Consider the following 19,668-nt stretch of genomic DNA (forward strand, 5'->3'; position numbering starts at 1 on the left):
ATAATGAGAAAGTATATATTATTGATAGCATTTTTTTCCTCTTGGAATTTTTTGGGACAGATTTCGCTGACCGGTGAATCCTATTATATGTTAGATATAGAAGGCTATATGGGAAGAGGCAAAGGTGCCTGTGGAAGTATAGACGGATTACGCGAGGTTAATGTTTTTTATGTAAATGGTACTTCAGCTAGAATATTTGATGGACGACTGATTCACGCCAATACGAATTTCTCCAAACGTTTTACAAAACAAAATAAGATCAATAAGGTTATATTCAAAGTGATCATTAGATGGAAGAATGGGCTGGGTAATTGCGATGGAGGTCCTCGAGATCGATTTAAAGAATTTAGTATAAATACGGATCCCTATAGTCACTATCAGCAGAATTTAGGAGATGGTTTTGATTGGGTGAGTCTAAAAACAAAAGCATTTGTTGAGATTAATGTTAATGCCACTCAGGTGTACGAGTTAGGAAGTGAAGGAAGACTTGAAATTAAATTAGCAGATCATATTGAAAGTAAATATTACAATTGGAAATATAGAGTAGGGAACGGTCCGGCTCTTCATATACCCCAAGCGTTTAACAATACGGACTATCTAAACTTGAAAGGAAAAGATTTTTTACCACAAAGTGCAGAAGGACAAATGGTTTCGGTATGGGCAGATACAGAATCTGGAGGAACGATTTCCAATACGGTAAACTTTACCTACTTTAAATCCTCTCCTAACTTTGTAGGCGTATCCGATAGTAAAACCAGTTGTTACGATAATAACGATGCCGTACTAAAGGTATATACCGATCGCGATTTGTTAGATGGAGAAACCCTTTCGTTGACATATTTTAATTTGGATACTCAAAGAGCTCAAGCAAACTATGTGAATCTGACGATTGACGATTTTGAACATGGAGTTTTTACAACTCCAGCTGAGTTTCCAAAAGGCAGCTATGGGGTTACGGCATCAGGATTTTATAACGGACAAAATACCCATTCCAACAGTTTATCGAGAGAATTTGTTTCAACGGTAGATAAAAACGACCCGGTTGATTTTATGCTTTCTAAAATTGATGTTTGGTGTTTTGGAGGTAACGACGGTATAATAACATTAAACGCCAGTGGAGGGGTGACAGATGGCGTATACCAGTACCAACTCAACGAGGGCGACTGGGTAAATTTTTCCAATCAAAACAACCATCAAATAACGGGTTTAACAGCGGCGACCTATACGCTGAAAGTACGAGATGCCAACGGTTGTATCGCTAAAATCCAGGGAGAAATCAATGGAGAAATAGCTTTGGGCGAAGAGAAAGTTCAGAGTATTTCTTTAACGCAGCCAATGGCACCTTTATCGTTGGAATATACTTTAAACCAGGAACCAACTTTTTACGGGGGAGCCAATGGCAAAATTGTGGTTAAAATAGACGGCGGTACCCGATTTGAAAACAATTCCTATTCCTACGAGTGGAGAAATCAAGACGGTGTATTACTAAACCAGCAAAGTACAGCAGTTTTTACTAGCGGTTCTTATTATATCACTTTGAATAATGTCGCGGCTGGAACCTATTTCCTGACAGTAAAAGATAAAAATTACGAGTTAGCAACAAATAAAGTCAGTTGTTTGATTTTAGAATCTGAACTGATAGTTACCCAACCCGATCCCTTAAAGGTCAAATTTATATTGGTTAAGCCGATTTCCTGCCATGACAACAATGAATTTGGTGACGAAACCGATCAAAGCCCACAAGATGGTATTCGAGATGAGGTACAAGACGGGAGTTTAAAAGTTATAGCAGAAGGTGGCCGCCCATTTACAGGAACTGCCAACAATGGCTTGCCCTATATCTATACTTGGAAAAAACAAAACAGTGCAGGACAATGGGATAATTTGGCTCATATAACTAGCGAAACAGCCATAGAACTCTCCGATGGAAACTATGCGGTTAATATAGAAGACCGCAACGGTATTCAATTGGGAGTTTATCAAAATAACGAATTGCAAACGGTTGCCGATTCGTTGTACAATCTAAAACAACCCGATCAGTTGACTTTATACTTTGAGAAAAAAGCGGCGAGCTGTAACAACAGCCATACCGGATGGGCAAAAGTTTTTGTACAGGGAGGTACGCCTCCATATACTTACAATTGGTCTAATGGAGCAACAACTGCTGCCATTGATGAATTGATTTCCATTCCTTATTTCGTAGAAGTCATTGATGCAAGAGGCTGTCGAGTTGAAGGTACTGTAGTCATCGACCAGCCTGATGCATTTAGCGTACAGGAGCATATTCGTTATTTGGATTGCTATAACGCTACAGATGCCTTTATCAAAATCGATGTAAGTGGAGGGGTTTTACCATATACTTACCAGTGGAATACAGGTCAAATAACTTCAGACTTAGAGAATCTCGCCGCAGGTACCTACATCGTTGAGGTTACAGACGCACAAGGCTGCAGTTTTAAAAAACAATATACAATCAGCAACCCCGACGAGTTTACCTTTGAAATAGGGGAAGATAGAACCCTATGTAATTCGCAATATTTACCTGTAGACATTGCTATTGCCGATGATCAGGCACTATATAAATGGGAATCTACCAATGGATTTGAAAGCGAAAGCCCACAAGTAGTATTGCGTCAGGAAGGCCTTTATACCGCAACCATCACTACTTCTAAAGGCTGTGTAGCTACAGCTCAAATTCGAATTGACCATCTAAGCATACCGATCAGTTCCGAATTTTTAATTAGCACTCAGGCCTATGTATCGGAAGAAGTCGTTCTGGTTAATGTGAGCAAACCCTTTGGCGAGCAGACTAATTGGTTGGTACCTGAAGGTATAGAAATCGTTGAAATTAAAGACGAAACACTGACTTTGCGATTTGAACAAACCGGAGAATACGAAATCGGTTTAAAACAAACCCAAGGAGCTTGTTATCAAATATTCAATAAAAAGATAGTAGTTGAAAATCGCGATGATTTAGCGGTAAACCAACAGTTAAAGGGACGTTTTATTGAAGAATTCTCTATAACGCCCAACCCCAATAGAGGGGAATTTGTAGCGACAATTATATTAGCTGAAGAAAGTCCGATTCAATTGAGATTGATCAATTATATCGGTCAAAATAATTTGATGACAAAAAAGCTTTCAGGCAATAAAAAATATGTAGTTCCCATAGAAGTCAATGTTGCAGCGGGTACTTACATCTTGATTTTAGAGACGGGAAAACAAACCCTAACTCAAAAAATGATCATTCTATAATAGGAAAATAAACACTCATGAAAAAGCACTTTCATTTCTTCTTTAGCCTGTTTTTATTGGTTCAAACCACGGTCTGGGCACAGTTATATCCGGTTCAATTGCTGCCCAATATCAACACGCCCTACACCAATAAAATATCCGATTTTTCCAATAGTAGTGCAGAACGGATATCGCTACAAGTCATTCCAACGGATTTAACTGTTGTAAATAGACCGGTGGTTTTAAAACTGTATTTCGAAGGAAATGGAATTGCAGCTCAGAGTGCTAGTGTCTTACAGGGAATTCCGCCGATGTATATCAACGGTGGAGAAATACTCAATTTGACGAGTATGGATTTGGCGCCCTATTTTCAACTAAAAAACATACACGGTCTCAACCAAAATACCTACAGTCAAAACTTACCGGATGGTATGTATCAAATATGTTTTGAGCTGTATGACGGAGCTACCCGAAAATTGCTGTCACAAAAACATTGTGGCATGATGTATTTGATGCTCAATGATCCACCATTGTTGAACATACCAGCTCAAAACGAACAAATCGCACAAACCGATTTCACCAATATATTGTTTAGTTGGACCCCGCGTCAACTCAATGCCATCAACATCTCCTATACTTTCGAGTTAAAGGAATTGATGGATGCGTCGATGAATGCCAACTATGCCTTTGATATGGCGCCGCTCTTATACCGCGAAGAAGGGGTGCGTACTACGGTTTTTCTATACGATTTATTTAAACCGAGTTTACTGCCCAACAAGCGTTATGCGTGGCGCGTTCGAGCCATTTCTCACAACGGACTAGCCGAAAATTCCGTATTTAAAAACAACGGTTATAGCGAAGTATTTACCTTTAAAATCGATGTGAATTGCGAAGCTCCTAAGGCGATACTCGCGCAACCACAAGGCACTAATAGCGTAAAAATCTCTTGGCAAGGCGTACCCATGCATCTCAAATACCACTTGCAATACCGCAAGGCTCAAGTAGAAAATGCCGCGTGGTTTGACCTTTATAGTGTAAATAATCAAGCGACCATTTCCAATTTAGAAGCCGGATATCACTATGAGTTTAGAGTAGGTGGAACCTGTGAGTCGGTACAATACGGACAAGAACCGAGTTACAACTACAGCAATATTCAGCAGTTTCAATTGGACAACACAGCCGCGAATAGCAATTTTAGCTGTGGATTGTTGCCCGATATTAATTTGATTAACAAAGCGATTTTATCCAATTTAATTGTAACAGAAACTTTTTATGCCGGCGATTTCCCGGTTAAAGTATTGGAATTAAATGGAGATGGCGGTGTATATACAGGTAAGGGATACATCATAGTACCGTATTTGGCAGACACCAAAATCGCAGTAACTTTTGAAAACATACAAATCAATACCGACTACCAACTCATCAGCGGACAACTGGAAACCACCTATGATCCCGATTGGAAGAATGTTAGTGATATGGAAGATTTGACCGGTTCGGGGGCAGATGGTAAAATAGACAAAGAAATTCCGTTCCCGATTGATTCGATCGTTATAGATAATAATGGTGATATCATCATCAAAGGACCCCATGGCGAAGAAGTGATATTACCGGGAGGAAAGGACATCATTATTATCGATTCTGAGGGAAATATCTGGAAGATAGGTGAAGATGTACAGCCGGGCGATCAAATCACGGAGCCGAACGGTTCATTAAGTACTGATGGCAAGCCCTCCCCGGGAAATACTAACGGAGTAGACAAGAACGGTCAGGCTATTGATTTTACTGCTCAAGGGATTCGCTTTGCCTTCGAAAATGGCCCGAAAGCCATTTATGGGTGGGATGCAGTATCTGAAAAAGGGGCAACTGCTAAGCTGAAAAAGGAATATCGCGAAGTGAAAGGCCAGTATTTACCTTACAAAGCGGTAGCCAAAGGTGCTACAGACTTGGTATTTGCCAAGGCAATCTTAACCGATGGAGCGAGTATTCATACAGACAGTTTGGAATTCAAAACCGATTTGGGCGAACGCATTCCTTTTGAAGTAACCACAGGAGGTTATTTATTAAAAGTCAAGGGAAGTTTAAACTATGCCGAAGAAGAGATTTTAGCAACGGTCAAGCAAAATGGCAAAAGCCAATTGGCGGGAGCTTTCCGATTGGTGCATATCACGCCAAAAAGCATTCAATTGAGTTTGGTTCCAACCACGGCAAAGGTAAAAACACAATTGGAAGGGCAAATAAAAGCTTTGCAAGCGATTTATACGCCTTTGGCAATTACATTAAACATTCGTATAGAAGAGGTGTTTGACGTCGATAGCGACCAATTGAAATCCGAGGACAAACGCTATTTGACAACCTACACCAAAGCACAGGAAGCGGTTATTAACAGTTATAAAGGGCGTGCCAGTTCGGATCGATATTATCTGTTTGTCACAGGAGATCAGATTTCTGACCTGTCGCAACAGGGCTATATGCGACTACAAGGGCAATTCGGATTTGTGTTTAACGACCAAACCCGTACCCTAGCGCACGAACTCGCCCACGGAGCCTTGGCATTAACACATCCATTTACTACTTACAACACCGTAGTGGGAAGTTTGAATACCCTGATGGATTATTCCACCGGTACTGACTTTACCCACATGGACTGGAAACAAGTCAACGATCCTAAGTTTAAGTTGTATCTGTTCCAAGGACAAAGTGAAGGGGAATTTAGTAGAGGATATGCTATAAGTCCTGATTATAAAATATTTGCAGTAAACTCGTCAATTCTAGTTGATAATATAGATTATACTTCTAATCCGAATTTAAAGAACGATGGGACTTTACCTGGTTTCCAAATAGGAAAAAAATATTACTATTGGATTTACGAGAGAAAAAGTTATGTCGCTAAAATTGCTGATGGAGAAGAAGACGTTTACCAGTTAAATCAGTTAACAGTACAATCGTTAGATAGTCAAAAAGTGATTCACTTGTTTTTCGATAAAGAGAGGGGATGTGGTAAAACGTCATATAAAATGGTTGCCGCTAAAAGTTTAAAAGAATACACAAAAGGGATAGAGGAATTTATTTTTTCCAACGACAACGATAAAATATTCTTAGGATGTTTGTCAACAACATCTTCTACTAATCCGAATGAACAAGTTCGGTTTGTTAAAACAGAAGAAGATGTAGATAAAGAATACGTAAATAAATGTACTGGATTTGTATATAATAAGAAATACAGTCCAGTAGACAAAGATTTAGTTAAGCAAAAGTTGCTGAGTGCCTTTAATAGTCGATTAGCATTAACATCAAAAGAACGTAGATTAAATGAAAGGGTGCATATTCAAATAGTTGGAGATGGAAAGAGCAATAATGAAATAGAGTTATTAGAAGATAAATTACACCTCTTAAGCTACCATAAACCTAATGTGTTTGTAAGTATTGTTTTTATCAAAAAAGATATAAAATCATTTTATACTTCTTCTGCTTTAAAAGAATTAGCGTTAGACGTATTAGTAGAAACAAAAAATCAATTTCAGGGAAAAAAAGTACTGTTGATAATCATTCCTTATGGCAATCAATTGGAAATAGATAATACTTGTTTAAGAGTTGGGTTTGCACAAACGAAAAATAATGATGTAGTTAACTATTCGGCAGTAAATTTAAGTGATGACAAGACTTGGTTTAAAAATGTATTAAGTATTTATAGCGAAATTGCGAAGCCTCTGTACATCAGTCGCTATTATAAATTAGCGGATGGTAAATTTATTCAAAGAAGGGATAATTCTGCTAGTGATGTAGTGGGATATCCATTTATCAATACGCTTAATTTTTACGAATCCAAAGGTTATGATGAAATAAAAGCTTTAAATGAAAAGTGGTCTAAGGTTTATAGATTTAATGATAATTGGACTTTATATCAAAAATATTTAAAAGAGGCAAAACAAATTTACTTTGATTTTACTTCACAAGAAGAGTTGGAGGGAAGTCTCAATAACGCTAGTCTATGGAAAGAAATTTCTAACGATGATTTAGGGAAGTATAGAGAAATTTATATGGACGACGAAAGCTTGACTAATAGATTATGGATAGAATCAAAACAGCAATGGGCCTGGGGAAATAAAGTAGAAATTGCGTTAGATTTGAGTAATGCAACAATCAAATTAGAAACCAAACATTTTTATAACTTTGACAAATTATTACTTTTAGATGATGTGGTTTATGGAGTGGTTGATGGGATTGGTTTAATCCCTGGAGTTGATACTTTCACCGATCCTATTGGTGCCGTATATGCAGGAGTTAGAAGTGATTATACCAATGCAACCATTTATTCGTTATCTTTTTCAGTGCCGTTGGTAGGGTCCGCGTATTTAAAAGGCGCATTGAAGACAGGGGAAGATGCCAGTAAATTATTTGGAATTGTAGCGAAAAAGGCCGATAATACAGAGGGCTTTGTTTTAGATTTAAAGAGGATTAGTGATATTAATATTAATGAAGTTCATGTTTCTTCTGCTTATTTTGGTGGTGATCAGAAATTAACTCAAAAGGTTCTCGACGAAATAAGGCAAGAAGCCAAGTATTTAGATGGGAATTTTATTAGAAAAGAGTTATCTTTAAAAACCTTAGGGAATGCGAACGTTTTAGATGTTGTAAAACAAACCTTATTGTCAAAAGGGCTCAGTAAAAAGCAGCTAAAACGTTTGGACAATAAAGAGTTATGGACAGATGATAAATTGGCAAACTTAAATAATTATTTAAGCAATCCAAACAAATATGGAGATGTTGCAAGTGAACTTAAAAACGTTAAATTGTTTGATGCTGTAGAAGCAATAATAGATAATCCTGGTAATGCTTGGGATGTTATAAAAGAAACAGCGGATAATGCTTTAATAAAGGCTGTAACAGCGCGAATTGGGAGAAGCCAATTTTTTAAAGAAGTAATAGGAAAAGGGAATGATTTTGAGAAATTAGTTAGTAGTCAAATACATCATATAAATCCTCCTTTTAAAGATTTATTAGAAGATGGTTATGAAAAATTAAGTCAAATACATTTGTTGAGAACTGGAGGTAGTAAAAAACTTATTGCCGATGATTTGTTTGTGAAAGAGTTATTTGATGAAACAGAGGGCTTGTATTATTACCGAGCGGTTATCAGTGATAGTAAGTTAAATGTTGGTTCACCTTGGACTCCTAATCAAAGAACGGAGTTGATAGACATCTTCGCAAAGGATGAAACTAAAAAATTTATAGAGTATGAGGTAAGAAGTAATAGCGAGTTTTTAGGAAGATTAGCAAATGATGCCGATTTTCTTCAATCTAAAAAAGTACGAATTTACAGAGAAGATGTGTATAAAATAATTAGTGAGGGAGATCAAATAAAAACACCTCCGATAAAACTTAATAGTAATAACTTTAAATAAAACGGATGTATATAGAAAAAGTTTTACATCATATAGATAGACGTCTTGTACAATATGATTTTGTGTTAAAAGAAGAAGGAGACAAAACTGCTAAGTTGTTGTATTATAGTAGAGAGAATAATTTCATTGTAAGTGGTATTAGGTTTTTGTCAAAAATATATGAAAATAATCATTTTTATGGATTTGTCAATTGTAATCAGGTTCCTTTAGTTGAAAATATTGTAGCATTTATCTTATTTAATAATAAGATTACTGCAGTTAGACCTGAGGAAGTATATAATACAATTATGACTAGGGATTATGAAATGTACCGACTTCCTGCTAAAGGATTATTAGTAGATTCAGAACAAAAAGCAAAAGAGGTTATAAAGATGTTTGACAGATTTTATAATGAATATTTTATCCCTTTTTATGAGAAATGGGATAGTCTTTATACTTTGTATGAGTTTATCAAAGACAAAGAAGGTAGAGAAGAATTACATCCTATATTGGGTATGTTTTGGCAATTCAAAAAAGCGACCATACTCAGATTATGTAATGATGAGAGCTACCAGAATTATATGGATGCATTTGTAGAAAGCCGTCAGATGATTCTTAGTAAAGTGCCAGAAAGCATTGATGTTCAGAGGTATTACGGTGCCGCAAAGGAATTAAAAGAAATTTTAGATAAAACAGAGCCAGTTTACAATATTTAAGTTTTAAAAGTAAAAAGCGATCGATTGGATCGCTTTTTTTATGAAATGAAGTTAAGGATAACATTCATCTTAATGATTGATTTTTTCTTATTTTTAAATAAACTAATCACTGCCGTGTAGTTACCAGTGATAGTAAGTTAAATGTTGGTTCGCCTTGGACCCCTAATCAAAGAACGGAGTTGATAGATATCTTTGCAAACGATAAAACTAAAAAATTTATAGAGTTTGAGGTTAGAACTAAAGGAATGCAAGGAGAATTAGAATATATAGAGAGGACGTCTATAAAATAATAAGTGAGGGAGATGTAATAAAAGTTCCACCAATTAATATGAATAGTGTAGATTTTAAGTAAAATAAAAGTAGAAATAGTTCAATTATGGAGGTAGAAAAAATCAATGAGCTAGTTATCAAAGATATTAGAAAAAAGATAGATGTTTTAAAGACAAAAATCTTAGTTGATACAGATTCATTTAGATTAGAAACAAGGTTTATTAAAAGTAATCCAAAAGAAATCTTTACTTTAGGATATATGATTGATGAAAGATTTACTTTTTATGGATTTAAAATATATGTATGTTATTTAGATTTAGAAAGTATTGTTTCTTCAATATTAATTAACAATTCTTTAGTAGGAGATAGTTATAATTATTTAGACAAGGCGTCACATAAATTGAATGAACTTAATTTTCATCCGCAAAATGGATTTATAATTGAAAACAAGGAATCAATTGATTTGATTTCAAAGCAATTGGTTTTATTATATGAAAGAGAATTCCTTAGTTATTCTGCCCATTGGCACTGTTTAACTGTTTTATATGAATTTATCAAAGACAAAGAAGGTAGAGAAGAATTACATCCTATATTGGGTATGTTTTGGCAATTCAAAAAAGCGACCATACTTAGATTATGTAATGATGAGAGCTACCAGAATTATATGGATGCATTTGTAGAAAGCCGTCAGATGATTCTTAGTAAAGTGCCAGAAAGTATTGATGTTCAGAGGTATTACAGTGCCGCAAAGGAATTAAAAGAAATTTTAGATAAAACAGAGCCAGTTTACAATATTTAAGTTTTAAAAGTAAAAAGCGATCGATTGGATCGCTTTTTTTATGAAATGAAGTTAAGGATAACATTTACCTTAATGATTGATTTTTTCTTATTTTTAAATAAACTAATCACTACCGTGCAGTTACCAGTGATAGTAAGTTAAATGTTGGTTCGCCTTGGGCCCCTAATCAAAGAATGGAGATAACAGACATCTTTGCAAAGGTTGAAACTACAACGTTTATAGAGTTTGAGGTCAAGAGTACAAAGCATCTATTAATAAAAAAATGCATCAAAAGCTTTTTTAGCCAAAGCAAAAATAGAATATATATTGAGGATATTTACAAAATAATAAAAGATGGGAACGCAAAACTACTTTCACTTATAAACTAAGATATAATGTATTTAAAGCAAAATTAATGATTAATTATGTAAACCAAAGTTGCGAGCGATTTGATGGAATACGTAGATTTAGATAACGGTGAAAAAGTAACAACATTAGAGAAAAAGTTATTTTTGGAGGAGTTGGGTAAAGTGAAAATAGACCAAACAATTATTAATAAATTTATTAAAGAAGGTTGCAAGAAACAAGAAAGCTTTGATAAAATTGCTAGATGAAAATTTTTATGTGATATTTAAATTACAATAAAAAATAATATGGTAAATTATAATAAAATAAGGGTATTTAATGATGTGTATGATTGTTTTAAACTTAATTCTAATTCATTTTCATATTTCGATTCAAACAATATTTTTCATGTTTTTGATTTTAATCTGATGGAAATTGCAGATTTATATTTTGAAAGTACTGCATTATATAGAGAATTTGGCGGCGATTTATATTTTTCTTTAGACAACAAGTTGGTTAAATTAGATTGTAGTGATTATTCTTTAAAAACCGTCTATGAAACGGATAAAGAATATATTGTTATTTTAAATGATAATTATGATTTATTTGCTGTTAGTGAAGAAAATGGAGTATATGATAATGAATTGCTTGTTAGAAAAAATCAAGAGTATATTAGCAAATGGGATGTAGCAAGGAATACTAGTTATTATTACAATGTCAATTTGGGTAAAATATTGCTATTTTCTAGCTTTAATAAATTGGTAGTAGATTGTATTTCTATTGAAAGTGGTGAAGAGATCTGGAATAAAGAATTTAAAGTAAAAATTCAAGGCGATATATTGGTATTTAAGAATGTTTTAATTGTTCCGTTAGCGAATAATCACTTATTAGCTATAAATACACAAACAGGTGCGCAATTATGGGAGTTGGATGATTGTTTCTTCTATTATAGTTTGGACAGTAGTAGAGGTTAGCTTTATGGCTATGCGGGAGAGACATTTGAAGTTATTGATATAGAAAAAGGAATAAAAACACTAGAGAAGAAATTTTTGAATAGCGAAAAAAAGTACGGTATTGCTGTTTCTCAACATATGCATGTGGTTTTTGAAGGGGATTTGTATTTTTCTAGTAATCAATACGGAACCAAATTCGGTAAAATAAATTTAAACACCTATGAAATAGAATTTGTACAAAATGTAGAAGTTGAAAGTGGAGTTCAAATAGATAAACCACTTTGTTATTCCAATCATTTATACCTATTAGATACTGCGAAAACATTACATATTTTCGAAAAAGTATAAATTATAGTTATTGAAAATTGAATCTCAAAGCATCATTGCTGGAGATTTGATCATAGAAGGAATTAGATTTAGAAAGATAGAATAAAACACTAAATTTGACGAAACAATCAAGTATAGGCTATAGCTTTAAAAATGGAGTTATAGCACAATCTAATCGATTTATGAAAGAAGATTTACTGCAATGTCAACAGCGTATAGCGCCATACATCCATAATACGCCTGTGATGTCGTCCCAATTGATTGAAAAATTGGTGGGATCGAAGTTGTATTTTAAATGTGAGAATTTTCAGCGTATGGGAGCATTTAAGATGCGCGGCGCTGTCAATGCTATTATGCAATTGACCGATGAGCAGAAATGCCGTGGAGTGGTAACCCATTCGTCGGGCAATTTTGCTCAGGCATTGGCTTTAGCAGCACAGAGTTTGGGGGTTAAAGCCTATATCGTAATGCCTAATACTGTTGCAAATGTCAAACGAAATGCCGTGCTTGGTTATGATGGTCAAATACTCGAATGCGCACCTACTTTAGAGGCAAGGGAGCGTATGGCCAAAGAGGTTGTCCTTAAATATGGGGCTACGTTTATTCACCCATCCAACAATCGGCACGTGATTTTAGGCCAGGGAACAGCAGCTTTGGAATTGTTGCAGGCACATCCCGATTTGGATTATATCTTCGCACCAGTTGGCGGTGGCGGACTGCTAGCAGGGACTGCTTTAGCGGCCCATTATTTTGGAACCAACTGTCCCGTTGTTGCAGGCGAACCTTTAGAAGCAGACGATGCTTATCGCTCGTTTCACAGCGGTGAAATCAAGGCAAATAAAACTACCGATACCGTGGCAGATGGATTAAGGACAGAATTGGGGGATCTCAATTTTCCGATTATCCAAAAACACGTTTCCAGAATTATAAGAGTCAAAGAGAATGAGATTATATGTGCGATGCGACTGATTTGGGAACGTATGAAAATCATCGTTGAACCCTCAAGTGCCGTTGCTTTGGCGGCATTGATTAAAGAAAGAGAGAATTTTGAAGCTAAAAAAATAGGCATTATCCTATCGGGGGGTAATGTCGATTTGGATAATTTACCTTTTTTCTAATGGACCATTTGCGCATATTGGCGTATCTGCGTATAGACATATCCGCGTATTCGCTACAAACAAAAAAAACCTTGATTTCTCAAGGTCTTTTTTGTTTGGTAATAGTATCTTAGATAATTGGACTTGCAGGTTTTTTAATGACATCACTAAAATACATTTCGGCAAAACTCTTGTTAAGTCCGTGTTCCACTCTTTTATGGAAAATCTTAGGGTCGATTTCGCTGGCGTTTTCATAACCACAAGCACTGATAAATTCGCCAAAAGCTTTCATCGTGTTTTTATGGAAATTCGCTACACGAACTCTTTTATCTGTAATGTCCATGGCTTTGTATAATTGCTCATCTTGTGTAGCAATACCAACTGGGCAGTGTCCGCTATCGCATTGTAGGGCTTGGATACAACCTAAGGCAAACATCATTCCACGAGCACTATAACAAGCATCTGCACCTAAAGCCATTGCCTTAGCAATATCAAAGGCTGAAATGATTTTACCAGAAGCCAACAATTTGATTTCTTGTCTGATGTTGTTTTGGATCAGCGTTCTATTGACAAATACCAAAGCATCTGACAAGGCCATACCCATATAATCGATAAATTCTAATGGTGCAGCTCCAGTACCTCCTTCAGCACCATCAACAGTGATAAAGTCAGGGTAGATGCCCGTAGTAACCATAGCGTTTATGATATCTTTAAATTCATCTCTACGACCGATACAAATTTTAAAACCTACCGGCTTCCCTTTGGATAGTTCTCGAAGTTTTTGGATAAAATAAACCAATTCTGTCGCATTGGAAAAAGCAGAGTGAGAAGAAGGGGAATGTACGGTTGTAAAAGGTACTATACTTCTAATTTTTGCAATTTCGGGCGTATTCTTTTCTGCTGGCAACAAACCACCATGACCCGGTTTAGCTCCTTGAGAAAGCTTTAATTCGATCATTTTTACCTCTGGATAATTCGATCTTTCTGCGAATAATGGTTCTGAGAAAAATCCATTCTCATCTCTACATCCGAAATATCCCGTACCAATTTGCCAGATTAAATCTCCTCCAGAACGGTGGTAATCACTAATTCCACCTTCACCTGTATTGTGTGCAAATCCTCCAAGTTTAGCTCCTTCATTTAAAGATGTAATCGCTTTTTTACTCAAAGCACCATAACTCATAGCACTGATGTTATAAATACTAGCACTATAAGGTTGTGCGCATTCTTTACCACCTATAGTAGTTCGGAAGTCGGTAATATTAACTTTCTTTGGATAAATAGAGTGCGATGCCCATTCATAACCGATACGGTTAGGGTCATCTTGCATACCAAATGACACGGTTTGTTTTTCGTTTTTTGCTCTTTGATATACAATAGAGCGCTCTCTTCTGTTGAATGGCTTTCCGTCCAATTCTCCCTCGATAAAATATTGTCTAATTTCGGGACGAATCGATTCAAACAAATATCTCAAACGCCCAACTATAGGGTAGTTCTTACGAATAGTGTGTTTGGTCTGCGCATTGTCGTTAAAAGCGATAAAAGTCAAGATGATAGGCAATACTAAATGAAAATAGCTGGCATCTTGAAAAAAGACAAAATAGGCTGCAAGTAGCAAATAAAGCACTACCGATGACAAGATAACTTGACTCAGTGAAAATCGATTTAAAAATTTTTTGTGTAACATAAAGAGGATGTTTATGCAGTTTAATTTTTGTTTAAAAAAACGTTTGTTTATTAATTATTTACTCTATTTATTATCGTCTAAATTCGAATTAAGCATTTTTGTTTTTCACTGACAAATCCTTAGTTTTCCAAGGATTTTGAGCCAAAAAATAATGCAATTCGCGGCAAAGGTAGTAAAGATTTTATTAACTACTAATTTTTTTCCATTTAATATTACACCCAATACTTGGGCTTTGTACTGCGTTTATGACTCTATTGTATAGGAGTCCATCAATAGCACTTCTTAAATCACTTCCGCTAACGGGAATATTGTTTCCCGGTCTTGAATCGTCGAGTTGACCGCGATAGGTCAAAAGATCTTGGGAATCAAATAAAAAGAAGTCGGGTGTGCATGCGGCATCATAATTTTTGGCAGTTGATTGCGTGGGGTCATAGAGATAGGGGAAACCAAAAGCGTGTTCGAATGCAAATTCTGTCATGAGTTCGGGACCGTCTTGAGGATATGCCTCGGCGTCGTTACTAGAAATCATTGCCATGCCTATTCCTTGAACTCGGTAATCGTTGGAAATCATAATGATTTCGTCGATAACATGGTGCACATAAGGACAATGATTGCATATAAAAACAATCAAAGTTCCTTTAGAACCACGAATATCCGACAAGGTGAGCCAATCGTTTGAATTGGTATCCTTTAGATAGAAATCCATTGCGGTGGTTCCTAGGGGAAGCATAGTGGATTCGGTTTTTGCCATTTTGGTTTTTATTTAGCTACTAAATTACTAAAAATATATATCTTTGACTATTAATACTTGTAATATGATTGAATTCTCAGATTTTGAAAAAATAGATATGCGTGTGGGTACTGTTTTAGAAGTATTGGACTTCGAAAAAGCCCGTAATCCGGCTTACAAATTGTTTATAGATTTTGGAGAAGAAATCGGTGTATTGAAAAGTTCTGCGCAAATTACAGCTTTGTATAATAAGGAAGAATTAGTTGGACAGCAGGTAATTGCGGTAGTTAATTTTCCCAAAAAACAAATCGCAGACTTTAGAAGTGAATGTTTGGTTTTAGGTGTAGTTGGGCTAGATAAGGATGTCGTTTTAATTCAGCCGGGTAAAAAAGTGGCTAACGGTTGGAAAATTGGCTAGTTTTAAACTTTTCTTTGAGATGATTTAAACAGTTGTACGGTTTGGAAAGCAGTGGGTGAGGCGGACTGTTGTATAGGTTTTGCTTACCCGATGCAAGCGCTGCTATCCAGCATGCAATTAAAAAGAAAATGCCACCTCCTATTCCAAACAATTCCATTCCTATTAAGGTACAAGCCCAAGGAGCCTTGGTTGCTCCTGCAAAAACGGCAACAAATCCCACAGCCGCCAAAAAGGATGTTGGTAAGGGGATATAAATCGATAGAAAACTTCCAAAGGCGGCACCAATAAAAAAGAGTGGGGTTACTTCTCCACCTTTAAATCCTGAGCCTAAAGTCAAGGAGGTAAAAAGGATTTTAAGTAAAAAAACTTCGATGCCTTGGGTATTTTCAAAAGAGGAAATTATAGTGGGGATACCCAATCCCAAATAGTTAGGATTGCCAATCAATACATATAGTAATAAAAAAAGTAATCCTCCGATAAAAGGACGTAAAGGCGGGTACAGGATCCATTTTTTAAAACCTACTTCCCATAAATTGGTAGTTCTAATGAACAATAATGCTACTAATCCAAATAATATTCCACAACCCAGAACTAAAACGATAGCAAAAGCAGATAATTCAGGTATTAACGGTATCGGGTAAATGCTGTGTTTTACAGACCACCATACACAAGTGTAGTGAGCTACAAAAGCGGCAACCAAACAGGGGAAAACGGTTTTATAACGAAGCGTTCCTACCACTAATATTTCCAATGCAAATACGGTTCCTGCCCGAGGAGTTCCAAATACTGCGGCAAAACCACCACTTATTCCCAAAGCCAGTAATAGTTTACGGTCGATGGATTTCAAATCAAAAAAACGCGAGAATTGATCGGCTAGAGCAGCTCCCATTTGGACTGCCGTACCTTCACGTCCAGCTGAGCCTCCAAAAAGATGGGTAACTAAAGTACTGACAAGAATTAACGGAATCATTCTGAGAGGAATTATAGCTTGTGGGTTTTGGTATTCTTTTAAAAGCAAGTGATTGCCTCCTGCTACGGAATTTCCGTAATAAAAATAGAGTAAGCCAATAAAAAATCCGGCAAACGGAAGTAGAAAAAGGAGTTGTGTATGTTGTGTTCTATATAGCGTAACTGCTTCTAGAGTATATAAAAACAAAGCAGAACAGCAACCAATGGCTACGCCAACAACCGTTGCAATCAGTGCCCATTTAACTAAATAGGAAAATAATAAAAGTGAGGAACTCTTGAAGGTTTTGCTGCTTTTTACTGAATTTTTCATAACATAGTATACTAATAGCTTATTTAGAAAAGCTAAAATTAGTAGACGTCATCAGCAAAAGGCGGTTCGGGGCAGACATCATTGCCCAATCGTATAAGACAAAAGTATAAAAAAAAATCTGAATGTGTTGACATTCAGATTTTTTTTTATTGCGCTTATATATTAAATATCGTCAAAATCAATATCGGTAAAACTGTTGCGGCTTTCTTCTACCTCCTCGTTTTGAAACTCTTTCTTAAAGTCCTTTTGATGTCTTTCAGAAATGACTTCTTCTCCTTTTTGTGATAAAACGTAATCGGTCATTTCGTTTAGGATTTCCTTAAAAGCAGCAAAGTCTTCTTTATATAGGTAAATTTTGTGTTTTTTGAAATGAAATGAACCATCATCTTCTGTGAATTTCTTGCTTTCAGTAATGGTAATGTAGTAATCATCAGCCTTTGTTGCTCTTACATCAAAGAAATAGGTTCTTCTACCTGCGCGTAATACCTTAGAAAAAATTTCCTCTTTTTCTAACATTTCGTTATCTCTCATAATCCTTCTATCAATTAGTTTGATTGGTTTCTAGTTTTCAAAAGTCTAAAAAAAAACTTATAAAACCAACTTTTTAAATTATTTCTTTTTCGGTAAGTTGTTTATAATACAAATCTTTATAGTATCCTGCGGAATTTAAAAGTTCTTCGTGACTTCCTTGTTGTATAATTTGACCCTCGTCTAAAATCAGTATTAAGTCTGCATTTTTTGCAGAAGAAACGCGATGTGTAACTACGATGGTAGTTTTGTTTTTACTGTATTGTTCAAGGTTTTTTAAAATAATTTCTTCGGTTTCTGTATCTACAGCAGACAAGGAATCGTCTAGTATAAGAATCGGTGCATTTTTAATAAGGGCTCTAGCAATGGAAACTCTTTGTTTTTGGCCTCCCGATAAAGTAAGCCCGCGTTCTCCTAAAACGGTATTATAGCCTTTTTCAAAACGAATGATGTTGTCGTGTACTGCTGCTTGCTGAGCCATTTCGATAATTTCTTCATCAGTCGCATCTTCCTTTCCAAATTTGATGTTGTTTTTAATGGTGTCCGAAAACAAAAAGGCATCTTGTGGTACAAAAGCAATCGCTTTTCTCAAATCTTCCAAATGAAGTTTTTCAATAGGAGTGTTGTCAATGCAAACATGACCACTATCCACATCGTATAAACGGGCAATTAAAGACAAGATGGTCGATTTTCCGGAGCCTGTTTTTCCGAGGATTGCCAAGGTCTTTCCTTTGGGCAGCTCAAAGCTAATGTTTTTTAAGGCCTCAATTCCCGTGTCTTCATAAACAAAAGAAACGTTCTTAAAAGATATAGACCCATCAATGGCAGTATGGTTAGGGCTGTGGTTTACAATCTCGGGTTCTTCTTGTAAAAACTCATTGATTCGTTTTTGCGAGGCTTGTGCTTCTTGAATCATAGTAGAAACCCAACCCAAGGAGGCTACAGGCCATGTTAACATATTGATATATAAAATAAACTGAGCGATCACTCCGATATCGGATATAGTACCATTAATATACATCATTCCACCGGTAAAAATAACTACCAAGTTACTAATACCAATCAACAAGACCATCAATGGACCGATGAGTGCATTCGTTTTAGATAAGCTTAGATTTTTGGTTTTACTTTCCTGCGAAAGAATCTCAAATTCGGCTTGTTTTTCTTTTTCTATGGCATAGGCTTTAATCACGCGGATTCCAGAAAACATCTCTTGAGTAAATGTGGAAAGCTGTGATAGGTTTGCTTGAAATATAGAACTGCGTTCGTTGATTTGTTTGCTTAATCTAAATATAAAAATAGCCAAAATTGGCAAGGGAAGTAGCGAGTATAAAGTCAGTAGAGGTGATATCAAATACATTTGTACTAAAACTACGGCAAAGCGAATAAAGGTGTTGATTGAATACATTACTGCAGGACCAACGTATTGACGAACTTTACCTACGTCTTCGCTTATTCGATTCATCAAATCGCCTGTTCTGTTGCGTTTGTAGAAACTTTGAGATAGTTTTTCGTAATGTTGAAACAAATCATTTTTTAAATCAAACTCAATATGACGTGACATCACAATCAAGGTTTGACGCATTAAAAAAGTTAAGAATCCCGCGATTAGAGTCGTTACTACGATCCAAAAAATATTTTGCAAGAGTAATGCACTGACCTCTTCGGCTTTTAGCACTTTGAGTTGCTCTAGGGCACGGATGGAATCTCCTACTAATTTTGGGGTAAATAAAGTAAATATCTGAGCGATGATGGTAATAAAAATACCTATCAGAAAGCGATATTTATATTTGTAAAAATATTTGTTTAAATGGCGAAGCTCATTCATTGATCCTGTTGATTTCTAGGTTTTAAGTTTATAAAGTTTTCGAGTCGTCAACGGTTATTGTAAAAATAACGACACTTGAAAAGTCTAAAGAGCAAAT

14 protein-coding genes and 1 riboswitch are annotated in these 19,668 nt (G+C 35.7%); of the genes, 9 read left to right on the top strand and 5 right to left on the bottom strand.

Annotation, left to right across the window (positions count from 1 at the left end; genetic code table 11):
* The first annotated feature begins 3 nt into the window (after positions 1–3).
* From KO524_RS12645 to KO524_RS12680, 8 genes are all read left to right on the top strand, one after another.
* Positions 4–3,255 carry a T9SS type A sorting domain-containing protein gene (locus KO524_RS12645; protein ID WP_219294544.1) on the top strand — a complete coding sequence of 1,084 codons (3,252 nt, stop codon included), beginning with the start codon at positions 4–6 and terminating at the stop codon, positions 3,253–3,255.
* 17 nt (positions 3,256–3,272) lie between these two features.
* Positions 3,273–8,636, top strand: coding sequence for a fibronectin type III domain-containing protein (locus tag KO524_RS12650; RefSeq protein WP_219294545.1), 5,364 nt, complete (start codon positions 3,273–3,275; stop codon positions 8,634–8,636).
* Between the two features lie 5 nt (positions 8,637–8,641).
* Positions 8,642–9,331, top strand: coding sequence for a hypothetical protein (locus KO524_RS12655; RefSeq protein WP_219294546.1), 690 nt, complete (start codon positions 8,642–8,644; stop codon positions 9,329–9,331).
* 376 nt (positions 9,332–9,707) lie between these two features.
* The gene (locus KO524_RS12660; protein ID WP_219294547.1) at positions 9,708–10,400 is read left to right on the top strand and encodes a hypothetical protein; all 693 of its coding nucleotides are present in this window, start codon (positions 9,708–9,710) and stop codon (positions 10,398–10,400) included.
* 431 nt (positions 10,401–10,831) lie between these two features.
* Positions 10,832–10,993 carry a hypothetical protein gene (locus tag KO524_RS12665; RefSeq protein WP_219294548.1) on the top strand — a complete coding sequence of 54 codons (162 nt, stop codon included), beginning with the start codon at positions 10,832–10,834 and terminating at the stop codon, positions 10,991–10,993.
* 39 nt (positions 10,994–11,032) lie between these two features.
* Positions 11,033–11,698, top strand: a complete 666-nt coding sequence (locus tag KO524_RS12670) for a PQQ-binding-like beta-propeller repeat protein (RefSeq protein ID WP_219294549.1) — start codon at positions 11,033–11,035, stop codon at positions 11,696–11,698.
* 75 nt (positions 11,699–11,773) lie between these two features.
* Positions 11,774–12,025: a hypothetical protein gene (locus KO524_RS12675; RefSeq protein WP_219294551.1), complete on the top strand. Its 252-nt coding sequence runs from the start codon at positions 11,774–11,776 to the stop codon at positions 12,023–12,025.
* A gap of 161 nt (positions 12,026–12,186) precedes the next feature.
* On the top strand, positions 12,187–13,122 hold the full coding sequence (locus tag KO524_RS12680; RefSeq protein ID WP_219294612.1) for a pyridoxal-phosphate dependent enzyme: 936 nt from the start codon (positions 12,187–12,189) through the stop codon (positions 13,120–13,122).
* A gap of 109 nt (positions 13,123–13,231) precedes the next feature.
* Here KO524_RS12680 and KO524_RS12685 read toward each other — a convergent pair whose 3' ends face one another.
* Both KO524_RS12685 and KO524_RS12690 read right to left on the bottom strand, forming a co-directional pair.
* A complete protein-coding gene (locus tag KO524_RS12685) occupies positions 13,232–14,788 on the bottom strand; it encodes an FMN-binding glutamate synthase family protein (RefSeq protein WP_219294553.1) in 1,557 nt (518 codons plus the stop codon).
* A gap of 184 nt (positions 14,789–14,972) precedes the next feature.
* Complete coding sequence (locus KO524_RS12690) at positions 14,973–15,539, bottom strand: thioredoxin family protein (protein ID WP_219294555.1); 567 nt, start codon at positions 15,537–15,539, stop codon at positions 14,973–14,975.
* A 64-nt stretch (positions 15,540–15,603) separates the two neighbouring features.
* On the opposite strand from KO524_RS12690, the gene KO524_RS12695 reads away from it, so the two are divergent.
* The gene (locus tag KO524_RS12695) at positions 15,604–15,936 is read left to right on the top strand and encodes a tRNA-binding protein (protein ID WP_219294556.1); all 333 of its coding nucleotides are present in this window, start codon (positions 15,604–15,606) and stop codon (positions 15,934–15,936) included.
* Here the strand turns inward: KO524_RS12695 and KO524_RS12700 are convergent.
* From KO524_RS12700 to KO524_RS12710, 3 genes are all read right to left on the bottom strand, one after another.
* Complete coding sequence (locus tag KO524_RS12700; RefSeq protein ID WP_219294558.1) at positions 15,914–17,215, bottom strand: chloride channel protein; 1,302 nt, start codon at positions 17,213–17,215, stop codon at positions 15,914–15,916. The two genes, KO524_RS12695 and KO524_RS12700, sit on opposite strands and share 23 nt — an antisense overlap.
* Positions 17,216–17,250: 35 nt before the next feature.
* Positions 17,251–17,310: riboswitch (Fluoride riboswitch) on the bottom strand.
* 67 nt (positions 17,311–17,377) lie between these two features.
* Positions 17,378–17,746: a PUR family DNA/RNA-binding protein gene (locus KO524_RS12705; protein ID WP_219294560.1), complete on the bottom strand. Its 369-nt coding sequence runs from the start codon at positions 17,744–17,746 to the stop codon at positions 17,378–17,380.
* Between the two features lie 73 nt (positions 17,747–17,819).
* Positions 17,820–19,571 (bottom strand): ABC transporter ATP-binding protein, encoded by a 1,752-nt coding sequence (locus tag KO524_RS12710; RefSeq protein ID WP_219294562.1) that lies wholly within the window; start codon positions 19,569–19,571, stop codon positions 17,820–17,822.
* Positions 19,572–19,668 lie beyond the last annotated feature (97 nt).

This window comes from Flavobacterium sp. NKUCC04_CG, from assembly GCF_019345525.1.
Lineage (GTDB): Bacteria > Bacteroidota > Bacteroidia > Flavobacteriales > Flavobacteriaceae > Flavobacterium.